The organism is Kitasatospora sp. NPDC127067 (assembly GCF_042724755.1).
In the GTDB taxonomy this organism is placed as follows: Bacteria; Actinomycetota; Actinomycetes; order Streptomycetales; family Streptomycetaceae; genus Kitasatospora; species Kitasatospora lactacystinica.
Genome location: NZ_JBHXEM010000104.1, coordinates 19,870 through 31,778 on the forward strand (window position 1 = coordinate 19,870; position 11,909 = coordinate 31,778).

An 11,909-nucleotide genomic window follows, 5' to 3' on the forward strand; every position below is an offset into this window, starting at 1 on the left:
AGGGCGCGATGCCCCGTCGTCGGGCGTAATGGAAGGACCCGCCCCGGCGGACTGCACCGGGGTGCCGGGGTCGATCGAGCCGGTGTCGAGTGCCCGCGCGGGAGCAGAACGGCGGCGCGAGCAGGGGCGGCGGCGGGCAGGGATGAGCGGTGAACAGCGATGAGCGGTGAGCAGCAGTCCGGCGCCGGGCGACCGGACCGGCCGGAGGGGCACGACGAACGTCTGCTGGGCACGCTGCTCGATCAGACCCATGAGCTGCCGCCCCAGCTGATCGCCCCGCTGGTCGCCGCCGCGGTGCGCGGGCTCGGCGGCCGCGACCCGGCGCTCCTGCTGCAGGACTACGGCCAGCTGGTGCTGGCGCCCTTGCCGGGGCGGGGGTTGGCCGCCGGGGAGCCGGTGCCGATCGACGGCTCCCCCGCGGGTGCGGCCTTCCTGCGCGGTGTCGCCGTCGAGGAGCCGCGGCCCGACGGGGTGCGGATGTACCTGCCCTTGCTGGACGGCGGCGACGAGGTGGGGGTTCTGGCCCTCACCCTGGACGCGGTCGACGAGGGCGACCGGCGGCTGCTGCGGCGCCTCGCCGCCCTGGTCGCCGATCTGCTGGTCACCAAGAGCGGCTACACCGACAGGATCTTCCAGGCCCGGCGCCTCGAACCGATGAGCGTGGCCGCGGAGATCCAGTGGTCGCTGTTGCCACCGCTGTCGCTGTCCGTTCCGCAGGTCGCCGTGGCCGGCATCCTCGAACCGGCCTACCAGGTGGCCGGGGACAGCTTCGACTACGCGCTCAACGACGGCCTCCTGCACGTCGCCACGATCGACGCGATGGGCCACGGGCTGGACGCCGCGACCATGGCGACCGTGGCCATCGGCGCGTACCGGCACGCCCGGCGCGCCGACATCGGACTCGCCGAGATCTACGCGTTCATGGACCGGGCCGTCGCCGAGCAGTTCGGGCCGGACCACTTCGTCACCGCGCAGATGATGCGCCTGGACACCGCGACGGGCCACCTGCAGTGGGTCAACGCCGGCCATCCCCAACCGCTGCTGATCCGCGACCACGTCGTCGTCGAGCGGCTGGAGAGCGAGACCACCCTGCCGGTCGGCTTCGGCGGTGAGGAGCCGGTGATCAGCGAGCGGGTGCTGCGGCACGGTGACCGGGTGCTGTGCTTCACCGACGGCCTGGTCGAGGAGCGCGAGGCCGGCGGGGAGCAGTTCGGGGAGGAACAGCTCATCGACTGGGTCAACCTCGTCGAGCGCTCGCAGGACGGGGTGCGGGCCGTGGTGCGCGCGCTCTCCCACGTCCTGAAGGAGAAGCGGGGCGGGCGGACGAGCGACGACGCGACCCTGTTCCTGATCGAGTGGCGCTGAGCGGGCCGCCCCCACCTCGGCTCTCATGACCGGCCGGGCCGACCCGGTGCGGGCGGAGTACCGTGGGGATGTCGGAGCGGCCCGTGCCGCCGCTCCCCCAGGGCCCGCCCCTCGCTCGGTGGGGTTGGGCCGCGTCCGCGGATAGGTGGCGAGCCATGTCGGACGAAGCCGGTGCCGCGTTCCCGGGCCTTCTGCCGGACCGGTTCCGGCAGGCCGCGCGGCCGGGGACGGTCCTGTTGCGCCTGGAGACCACACAGTCGCGCGAAGGCATACTCGACGGCGCGTGGTGGCCGCGTTCACGAGACGTCGGCGTCGAACTCCCTGGCCTGGTCAGGGCGTTGACCGAACACCTCGGCCCGGTGGCGAGGGTCGGGCTGGACACGGCGGCCTGGGACGACGTACCGGCCCGGCTGGTCGTCGACGGCCGGTCGGTGCACATCGACCGGTTCCCCGTCGGCGACGACACGGTGATCGTCACACGGGGCGACCACGATCACTTCAGCCTGCTGGTCGTCCCCCCGCAAGCGAGCCAGGAGGCGGCGCTGGCCGCGATGGCCCGCGCGGTCAAGGCCGGCGGAAGCGACTCGGCTCGGCAGATCCTCGTCGCCACCGGCATCGGCTCCGAGCCACCGGGCGAGGCGTCCTGAGGGACGGTCCCGCGGGCCTGGCTCCTCGGACAGACAGGAAAGGCGGGACGGGGAGATGTCCGTCTACGTGAAGCTCTCGGCCGACGCCCGGGCACCGGCGGAGCCGTCGAAGGGGCCGTTGGACATGCAGTACGAGGACGGTGCGGACGGCGTCACCTTCGAGTACGACCTGCATCCGAGTGGTGCGCTGCGCGTCCTGCGGGTCTTCGAGGACACGCCGTACCGGATCGAGGTCTGCTTCGGCCCCGGGGCGTGGCTCCAGGTCGTGGGCAGCTACCTGCGGAAAGGCGCCGAGTACTGACGGCGATCCGCGTCGTCCCCCTCCCCCGTGCGGTTCCGGCGCAGAGGGACGGGGGCGAAGGCCGGTGCTACGACCGGTACGACGACGCCGATGACGCCGATGACGCGGGTACCGGCCAGGAGGCGGCCCTGTTCCGGGCGACATCCGCCCGCCTGCCGGCCTCACCGGCACCGCCGGAGGGAGCGGGGGCCGACGGCAGGAAGTCGGAACGGGGCTGCCGCTCTGCCGCACCGCCGCCCGTCTCCGCGGCGATCAGGTCGCTCGCGATCCGGATGTCGGCCGGGTCGGCCGCCTCCGACATCAGCCGGGCGGCATCGACGGAATCCGTCTCCGGCGGGACGACCAGCAGGTTCAGCCGGCGCGGGGCGTACGAGAACACCGCGACCGTGTGCTCGTCCTGCTCGGTGGTGAACCAGCCCGCGTGGACGGTGTGCCCGGTGACCGGGATGCGCCGGGGGATGACGGGCCACTGCGCGGGGTTCACGGTGATCCGGGTGATCCGGCCCCACCGCTCGTCGATTTCGGCGGCCAGGGCGGGGAGTTCGAGAAGAAGATCACGCGAGCGGGGCCACCAGGCTCCGTCGAGTCGGCCGGGCCGCGCACCACGAGGTGCGAGGGAGAGCCGTACGGTGGGTTCCGGGGCGCGAGGCGTCGTCGCACGATCGAGCGTCGTGGCCATGATCAAGGACCTGTCTCCGGGCCCGGCCCGCGGGGCCGGGTCCGGCATTGCCGTTCGCCGGAGACGACGCCAGTATCCGGGTGCCGGCATGCGAAGTGCCTTCGGTACTGTCCAGGTTACTCTCGGTCCACTCCGAACCCGGCATGTCGCGGTGGTCGGGTTCCCGCCCGGCGCCTGCGGAAGGACGCCGGGGTACGGCGGGGCGGCCCCTCAGACGCGCCCGTAGCGGACCGCCTGGTCGGCGAACTCCCGGGCCATCTCCTCGGAAACGGTCGGACGGGTGCGGTGGATGGCGTCCAGATAGTCCTGGGTGCTGGGCTGGGTCCGCTCCCCCGTGTCGAGCGTGCGCTCGAAGGTGCTCTGGGCGACCGCCATGGCGACCTGCCGGATGTCGGCGGGAGTGAAGCCCTCGCTGGCTTCCGCGAGGACCGCCGTGTCCGCGGCGGTACCCGTTTTCGCCGTGTAGCCGGCCCACAGCGCGTCGCGGGCCGTGGCGTCGGGTGGCCCGACCGGCAGGACGTAGTCGAACCGGCCGTGGCGCAGGAACGCCGGGTCCAGCGCGGCCACCGAGTTGGTGGCGCAGACGAGGAGCCGGCCGTCGCGGTCACGGAACCGCACGATCGACTTGAGGAGTTCGTTGACCACGCCGACCGACGCGGGGGCGGCGAGGCTGCGTGTCCCGGCGACCTCTTCGACCTCGTCGATGAAGAGCAGCACGTGGTCGAGCTGCACCACCTCCTCGAAGCGGCGGCTGAGTCCGGTGGCCAGCCCGTCCTCGGAGACGAGCCGGGAGGGGAAGATCTCGATGAACGGCCAGCCGAGCCGGCCGGCCACGGCCTTGGCGAACGTGCTCTTGCCCGTGCCCGGCGGACCGAACAGCACGACCGCGCGCGGCGGTTCCACTCCGTGGGCGTCCGCCAGCTCGGGGTTCGCCAGGGGCAGCACCAGTCGCCGTTCGATGAGCCGCTTCTCGTCGGCCATGCCCGTGAGCCGCTCCCAGAGACGGGCTTCGGGCATGACCGCGCCCAGCATCGCCAGGACCGTCGCGCCCTGGGCGCTGACGGCCTCCGACTTCTCGAAGTACGTGAGCCCCCGATGGGGTTGGAATCCGGAGTTGACCAGTGCGGTGGCGCCGGTCTCCTCATCGGGCAGCAACGCCGCGACGATCCTGGCACCGGCGTCCCGCAGACGGTGCTCCAGCGCGGACAGCAGGGCCGTGCCCATGCCCAGGTTCCGCCAGGCGGGGTGCAGGGCGATGCGCAGCACCCATGCCCGGTCCCCGTCCACCCGGCCCACCGCCGCGCCCACCAGATGTCCGTCCGCGACCGCGACGACGCTCGGATTCCGTGCCTGCAACGCGGCGACCACGTCGGAGAGACGGAAGGCGGCCGCGCGATCCGTGGTGGCGCTCTCGGCGTCGAGCCGGACCATCGCTTCGAGGTCGTCCGGAGTGAAGTCCCGGACATGCCATACAGCCATACGCCGCTCTCGCATACGCCGCTCTCGAACGTCGCGCGCCCCTGGACTTCCATCATCGGCCGACTCCGGCCCGGTCGCTCGCCAGGGCGGACGACCACGGCCGGTGCGCACCGAGGCGGGCGCCGCCCGGCTCCGGACACGACCGCCCGGACACGCTCCACCCGGAACGCTCCGTCGATCGCCACGGTGATCACCCGGAGGCATGACGAACGTCAACTCCCGCACATGGCACATGCGTTCGCAGCCATGCGACCGGCTCCCCCCGCAGCCTCCAGGGCGGCCCCGCCGCGGCCGGCCCGGACAACGCGAAAGCCCCAGGTCGTTGACCTGGGGCTTTACCACTGGAGCGGGCGACGAGAATCGAACTCGCGCTCTAAGCTTGGGAATCTTTGGGCTTCCGGCCCGCGAAGTGCCCTTGACCTGCACCGATACCGGGATAGCCCGACCCATCGATGGTCGGCCCTGACCGCCGTTGCCCGTCGTCCCTCACCCGTTCTGGCACGGATCTGGCACGATTTCGCACTGGGGACGACCTCGACAGACCGATGCCGTGATACTCCTCGTCGCGCCACTCGCCACCCATGCGGCTCCTTCTTTCCGCCTCAGACGATCAGCGACTCCGCCGAATACGCCAGGCCGACATGCTTTGCTCGCCAGCCTCCGAGAGAGCGGGCCACAGATCGCCCTCTCACCCTACGTAGTCAGGATTCTCGATCATGCTGCGGTGAAGGTAACTTAGGTCCACTCCCGAACGTTCGCCCAGTTGCGCCTGTTCCTCACGATCGGCGGTGGCCGTAACGGTATCTCCGTCACGGGTGGTGATCACCACGGCCGGCCGTTCCCGCGACTCGCCGACGCTGTTGAGGGCCGCCCAGACGAGGTTCTTGAAGTCTTGCGTGGGTCCCCAGCAGACGTATCGCGTCGTGGTCCCATCGGTGGCGTAGCAGTGCATGGGCTTCTCGCCGACGGAGTCCGGAACCACCTCCCATCCGGTGCCGCATGCCGAATGCACGATCTCCTCCGGTCCCCGGAAGCGCATCACCGCGTATCGGGCGTACCGGCCGACCCCTTCTTGGGAGCGGGCGTAGTCCCTCATAGGGACATCCTTGATCCACATGCGGGCGCTCTGCTCCGGTACGTGGGACAGGAGAACACCACCCACCCGAGGGTCCTCGACCCACTGGCGGTACTGGCCGGCCTTCTCCGAATTCGTCAGAAAATCCCAGTCCAGTTCGTGGGCCTGGCGGTAAATTTCGATCAGTATGAGTTCGTGGACCTCTGCGGGGAGCTGCCCTGCCAGGCTGGCCGTGCCGTCCGAACGATTCGACACCGCGTCGGGCAGCCGATCGACGCGCGCCACCTCTTCCACGGACTCCGGGCTGACCTGTACGCCCTGCAAAGCGTCCGCGTGCTTCAGCAGTTCTTTGGGCTGCAGCATGAACAGCTGCTGCTGTGTGCGAGAGCGAAGTTCTGCCATGAGTTCGAGCCTCGGGCCGCGTAGGTCGTCTCGCCACTTTCGCCACCAGTCGTCCTTGACATCACTGGTCACGAAGAGCACGTCACATTTCCGGCGTTCCACCTCCCTCAGCAACTGCTCCCACACGAGGTAGTCGCCAGCCACGAGGTCCCCTGTCTTTTTATAGTCCATATAGCCCGGCGGCTCTTCGGCCTCGGCCCGACGCTTGGCCTCCTTCAGTGCCACGGCGTGGTCTTCCGGAGGCAGGGGAGCTCCCACGCGGCCCGCGAGTACCGATGAAAGCCTGGAAAGAAGCGGGTCCTGGTTGGTGTCTCGGGCGCGCGGGACGGTGTCGTTCTCAGCCTGAGACAGGATTACGCGCCGAACCTTCTCAAAGGCACCGGCCAGCTGATCGGCGATCTCGGCGTGCCGTTCCTCTGGCAGGGCGACGTTTTTGACCCAGGACGAAATCGCGTCAGCCGCCGCGCGCCCAGCCTTCTCGAGCGCGGTTACCGCTTCCTTCGCCTTATCCGTCGGCGTGTTCAGCGTAGACTCTCGATTGCGCCAGAATTCGTTCAGAGCCTGATGTGGAACCCAGAACCGTTCTCCCAGCACTCCCATGATGGAGAGCAGAGAGTCTCGGGTCTCCTCATTGTACCGATAGAGATTGAGCAATACGTTGGCATCGAAGGCGATGATTCCCTCGGAAAGAACCCTTCGGTAGTCCTCTCTCGAGGGCGTGCGGTAACCTTCGAAGCCGTCAAAAAGGCCGTAGCCGCCGCCCACCGAAGCATGGCTGACCCCTGCCATCACAAGCCTCCCCCACTCCGCGAGCCCGCCACGACAGGTGAAGATCGCGGAGATCATCACTTTGATCCCTCACCGCCCCGGTCGAAACCTCTGAGGGCGGCCCGCTGGCTGGCTGGCTGGCTGGCTGGCTGGACGAGCGATCGCCGCCGAACCATGCCTCAGTCCATCTGCTAACAGAACGCGCGCCGCAAGGGACACGGCGCGGCAACGATCACCCCTCCAGAGACGCTCCCGCGTAGTCGGGGTTTTGAATCATCGTTCGGTGCAGGTGCGCGATGCTGACTCCGCAGTGGTCGGCGACCTCGATCTGGCGCAGACGCTCGACTGCTGGAATGGTCTCACCGTCACGAGTGGTAACGACTATGACTGGACGCTGCTTCGCCCCGATGGCCTCGTTGATGGCTGCCCAGATGAGGTCCCGAAAGGTGCCGGTGCGCCCCCAGCACACGTAGCGGTTGACCTCGCCATTCGTGGCATAGCAATGGTTTGGCTTCTCCCCGACCGACTCTGGCGCTACGCTCCAGCCCTCGCCACAAGCGGCGTGGACGATCTCCTCGGGTCCTCGGAAGCGATTCACGGCGTACCGGACGTAGTGACCGATGCCCTCCTGGGAGCGGCCGTACTCCTTCATGGGAACGTCCTTGATCCAGACACGGGCGTCCTTCTCCGGCCCATAGGCGAGGAGGACACCGCCCACCTTGGGGTCTTCGATCCACTTCCGGTACTGGGCTGTCTTCTCTCCATTGCTCAGAAACTCCCAGTCCAGGTCATTCGCCTGCTGGTAGATCTCGAGCAGGAGGAGCTCGCGGACGGCGGCGGGCAGCTGCATAGCGGGCACGGAGTCACTCCCGGGGTGCGAGGGCGGTGGGAAACTGAAGGCGGTGTTCGTCGTAGGCCGTCTCGAGGCTTGCCGCGTCTTTGATCCATTCGTCCATGAGCGTGGCCACCCGCTGATCGCTGAAGCCGATCCTCGATGGGGCGACCGTCGGCAGGATTTCGATCCGGCCGTCGCCGGCCAGCGCTCGCTTGAGCTTGAGGGCGGCCGCGATACGGCGGAGGTCGCTGACGAAGTCGAGAACGATGACGCGGTCCTTCCCTTCCCGTAGGCGAAGGCCTCGGCCTAGTTGCTGCACGAAGATTCGGCGGGAGTGGGTCACTCGCGCGAAGCAGAGGATGTTGACATCCGGAACGTCGACGCCCTCGTTGAGGATGTCGACCGATGTGAGGATCGGCACCTCACCGGCGCGAAAGGCCAGGAGCCGGTTCTGCCGTTCCCGCTTCGCGAGGCCGGCGTGGATCGCGAGCGCGCCGGACCACAACGGGGTGCGCCGCAGCAGCTCGGCAAGGCGTTCGGCGTGTTCGATCGTTCGGCAGAAGACGATGGCGCGGGGATTTGCCGTCGTCGTCCAAACTGCGGCGAGTTCGTCACGGACCGCCTCGTCCCGCTGAGGCAGGAAGAGCTTGGCGTTGAGCTCGGCGAGGCCATACTCGTGCTCGCTGACATCGCGCACGATGTCCCAGTCGACGTTGTCGACGAACAGCCGGTAGTCGACTTGCGCCAGATAGCCGCGCCGCATGCCCTCCTCGATGCCGAGGCTGAAGCTGGTGGGTCCGAGCTGCTGGGTGATGTCGTGCTTGTCGCCGCGCCATGGAGTCGCGGTGACACCCAGGTGCCGGGCTTCGCGCAACACATCGAGGAGTTCGTCGAACTGGCCTTCCTCGCCGAGATGATGGGCTTCGTCGACCATGACGAGCCCGGGGCGGTAGCCGAAGCGCGCGGCGTTCAGCGCTGATCCGACGGTCGCGCAGGTGAGACCTGAGAGATCGTTCGGTCGACTGTCCCCCGTGAGAAGCCGGGTGGGCACCTCCTTCGGGAGATGCCGCCACAACGCCCGCTCCAGTTGTTGCACGAGGTCTTTGGCGTGCGCCACGACCAGGACCTTGTCCCTGGGATTGCGGGTCAGGTGAGAGGCGATCACCTCTCCACCGACAACGGTCTTGCCCAGGCCCGTGGCCAGGACCAGGAGCGCTCGACCGGTGGCGTCGAGGTCCGAGTCGAGGGCCTCCAATGCCTCGGCTTGATACGGCCGCGGAATCACCCGCGTGATTCGCTCGGGTACACGGTCGAAACTCGCGGCCAGGTCCGCGCCACCCCAAAGCACTATCGCGGGGCCCAGGCGAGCGAGGCTGACCACTCGTTGGCGGGCTTCAGAGCTGAACCGAGTGTTGGTGACGACGACGGCACGGTGGGCTCGATAGCTGTCGCGCGCTCGAGCGACCTCTTCCACCGCGGCGGCCCCGACTGGCCCGCTCCGTCTCCATTTGCACTGAACCACCCAGGTCTCGCCCCTGAGCCGCGCGAGGACGTCGCCCCCCTCGTCCCCCGAGCCGTCGATGTTGGACACGTCGGAGAACCCCAAATGCCACAGGAGTCTCTCGATCTGGCGTGGGAACTGCAGGGGACCAACGTCCAGTAGAGAGGCCGCGTCCAGAAATCCTGACATGTGGAGCTGCCTCTAGTTGTTGTCCATCACGAGTTCGCGGGCGATCAGACGGCAGCTGATGCGGAACCGGGCCATCTCGTCCACGTCGAGGCGCGGTCGGTGCTGCTCGAGCAGCGCCAGATCGCTCAACGGGTTGATCAGCCGCTCCACGACGAGAGCCCTCGCCTCGGGGTCGCTCAGGGAGACGTATCCGCGCTTGAAGACTCGGCCGTCGAGGAAGCTGTCCGGGGTCTCCTGAATGATACGGATCACGGCGCTGGCCGGCGCATAGCGGATGAAGTCTCCGTTGGTGAGCGCGTCGTTCCATGAGAACTCGCCGCCCGACTGAACCGCGAACTTCCTTTCGGACCTCGCGCGTTCTTCCTGCGTCAGCAACAACCAGTGGATGGCCGGATTCTCTGCTACGGGTGTCGCCATGGCTCCGCGCACCTGGTCCAGCAGACGCTCGGACTCCTCCGCCATCGCGGCTGCGGTCAGCCTCGGGCTGGAGGTCTGGGCCTTGAGCCCAGCGATGATCTCCGTCAGAGGCATCGAGAGGCTGTTCGCGCGAACCCGCATGAACTCCGCGACCTCCACCAGCGCCAGATCCCGCAGATCAGCGCCGTTCTCGCTGAAGAGCGGGTGCCCGGTGTTGATGAAGACCTCGAGACGAGGGGCCCGGACCATCGACACGACCACCGGGGCGGTGCGGCCGTCACTGCTGACCAGCGTCTGGCCTCGAACCGCCCAAGCCACGAGCTCGATGTGGCCGAGATCCTCGAGGAAGTACTTGCCTCCCAAGTCCACCAAGGCCTCGGCGTTGGCGCGGTAACGCTGAAGCCGCTGCTCCATCGTCTCCACGGGAACGGTGTCGTCCCCGGCTTCCTCGCCTCCGGCCTTCGCTTCTGCGATCTGCCCGGTACCCGCCGCCGGCGTGGTCTCGGGCTTGAGGAGATCGGGCCCGAATCCGGGCAGAATCTCGTCGTTCTCGGGGGGCGCTTCCACCGAGACAGGGTTGTCGTGCTGGTACGCGGCCCGGTACCAGACCTCGTCGGTCTGGTACTCGCGGTCGCCCAACCTCATCAGTTCGGCCCAGCGCAAGGCCTTGTCGTGGAGAGCTGTACGGCCATCGCCCGGGATCAGGTAGTTGAGCCCCGGGTCCTGGCGGCGGAAGCCCGTGTAAAGCAGGGCGAGCGCGCTCCGGTTCTCCGGCAGTCCGAGCCTCTTGGCGATCGTCGGTCGTAGGGGGCTGCTACCGCGCACTTCCCTCAGAATCTGCCGCCATTCGGCGGTCTCGAACTCGAAAGCGGTCTTCTGGTAGTTGGGCGCGACGTGATCGCAGTGGATCTCGCCGACGATCCGGCCCATCTGAGTCTTCGAGTCAATGGGGTACTCGAGCTCCTGCTCCACGAGGCTGTCCTCGTCCTGCCAGTAGAAGACTCGCTTGTCCTTGAGCAGGATCTTGCGCCCGTTGCGCAGGAAGTCCAGGCCGTAGTCACTGCGGTGAACGTACCGTTGGATGCCGATCCAGCCCCAGATCCTGCGCTCCCTGAGTTCCAAGCGGTCCTGCCCGCACTCCTCACAGCGCTCGGCATCGGCCGAACTCCAGTAGCCGCACACCATGCAGGCCTTCTTGGGGCTCAGCTCGCGTTCGATGTTCTGGACGGCGTGGATCTCGACGCCTTGACGGGTGACGGTTCGCTTCTCGTCCCAGACGCAGGGCAGCCGCGGCTTGACCTTCTTCCCGTTGAGCGTGAGCAAGAAGCTCTTGGTGTGCAGAAGGTAGCTGTAGACGTCGCCGAGCTTGTCCCTGATCACGGCCTGGGTCTGAGGACGGCACAGCGTCGTGTACTGCTCCTGCTTGAGGTCGCTGATGGTGATCGTGGTGCCGTGCTCATCGGGGTTGCTCTTGGACACCAGACGGTACGGAGCCTGGTACTGGGCGGAGTCGGCAATCTTCACCAGGTCGAGGGTGACCTCGATCCAGTCGGGATCGCCAGCCCGGCTGGTGCGCACTGTGGTCCGTCGCCCGAGGCGGGCGGTACTGATGTTGAAGCCCATGCCGAACAGGCCGAGTGAACCGTGCCGGCCGTTGCTCGTCCAACCCGCGCTGATGGCGTTGGTCACGGCTTCCAGGCTCATGCCGCGCCCGTTGTCCCGGACGGTGATCTCGGCGGTGGCGCGTTGGGAGTTGGCGGCTGGAAGGGAGATCGAGACGGAGGGCCGGTCCCTGGTCTCGCCGGCGGACTGGAACTCGTCGAAGGAGTTGTCGACGAGTTCGGCCAGGCACTGCCAGTGCGAGAACTCAATGTCGCCCAGCACACCCAGGATCCGCGGGTGGGGCATGACATTGATGTATTGGCCCTCGGTCATCCCTTGCGTCCGTCCTTGTCCTGATCCCACCCTGGGGAAGACCCCTTCAAGCCACCGCTCGGCCACCACGCGGCACTTGTGGCTGGGCGGGCCCGGTCACGGAGATCTTCCGTCATCGTGCGCCCAACAGTAGTCGGCGCCGTCGAAACTTGGGATACAAAGATCCAGATACATGGCGCCGCCCACCTCGCGCCCCTACCTTCATGACCAGTCGCGACGGCTGTCGGCGACGGGTGAAAACTGACCGCTGATCGGCGGTCCAAACGAGACCCGCTTCGCGATCTTCCCATCATCCTGATCTTCATCGAGGGTCAGG

9 protein-coding genes are annotated in these 11,909 nt (G+C 67.9%); 3 read left to right on the plus strand and 6 right to left on the minus strand.

The features are described from left to right. The first annotated feature begins 159 nt into the window (after positions 1-159). The 3 genes from ACFWJ4_RS31175 to ACFWJ4_RS31185 all read left to right on the plus strand — a co-directional run bounded on the left by ACFWJ4_RS31175 (position 160) and on the right by ACFWJ4_RS31185 (position 2,313). A complete protein-coding gene (locus tag ACFWJ4_RS31175; protein ID WP_380549880.1) occupies positions 160-1,365 on the plus strand; it encodes a PP2C family protein-serine/threonine phosphatase in 1,206 nt (401 codons plus the stop codon). A 155-nt stretch (positions 1,366-1,520) separates the two neighbouring features. Then, a complete protein-coding gene (locus tag ACFWJ4_RS31180) occupies positions 1,521-2,012 on the plus strand; it encodes a DUF5994 family protein (protein WP_380549883.1) in 492 nt (163 codons plus the stop codon). Positions 2,013-2,067: 55 nt separating this feature from the next. Continuing rightward, positions 2,068-2,313, plus strand: a complete 246-nt coding sequence (locus ACFWJ4_RS31185) for a hypothetical protein (protein WP_380549886.1) — start codon at positions 2,068-2,070, stop codon at positions 2,311-2,313. 67 nt (positions 2,314-2,380) lie between these two features. Here ACFWJ4_RS31185 and ACFWJ4_RS31190 read toward each other — a convergent pair whose 3' ends face one another. The 6 genes from ACFWJ4_RS31190 to ACFWJ4_RS31215 form a co-directional block, all read right to left on the minus strand. Then, entirely contained in the window at positions 2,381-2,992 is a 612-nt protein-coding gene (locus ACFWJ4_RS31190; protein ID WP_380549889.1) for a DUF5994 family protein, read from the minus strand. A 210-nt stretch (positions 2,993-3,202) separates the two neighbouring features. Then, positions 3,203-4,471, minus strand: coding sequence for an ATP-binding protein (locus tag ACFWJ4_RS31195; protein WP_380549892.1), 1,269 nt, complete (start codon positions 4,469-4,471; stop codon positions 3,203-3,205). 688 nt (positions 4,472-5,159) lie between these two features. Next, positions 5,160-6,794, minus strand: a complete 1,635-nt coding sequence (locus ACFWJ4_RS31200) for a PIN-like domain-containing protein (protein WP_380549895.1) — start codon at positions 6,792-6,794, stop codon at positions 5,160-5,162. 154 nt (positions 6,795-6,948) lie between these two features. Next, a complete protein-coding gene (locus tag ACFWJ4_RS31205) occupies positions 6,949-7,566 on the minus strand; it encodes a hypothetical protein (protein ID WP_380549898.1) in 618 nt (205 codons plus the stop codon). Between the two features lie 13 nt (positions 7,567-7,579). Beyond that, the gene (locus ACFWJ4_RS31210) at positions 7,580-9,241 is read right to left on the minus strand and encodes a DEAD/DEAH box helicase family protein (RefSeq protein ID WP_380549901.1); all 1,662 of its coding nucleotides are present in this window, start codon (positions 9,239-9,241) and stop codon (positions 7,580-7,582) included. A 12-nt stretch (positions 9,242-9,253) separates the two neighbouring features. Beyond that, positions 9,254-11,593, minus strand: coding sequence for an ATP-binding protein (locus tag ACFWJ4_RS31215; protein ID WP_380549904.1), 2,340 nt, complete (start codon positions 11,591-11,593; stop codon positions 9,254-9,256). Between the last annotated feature and the right edge of the window lie 316 nt (positions 11,594-11,909).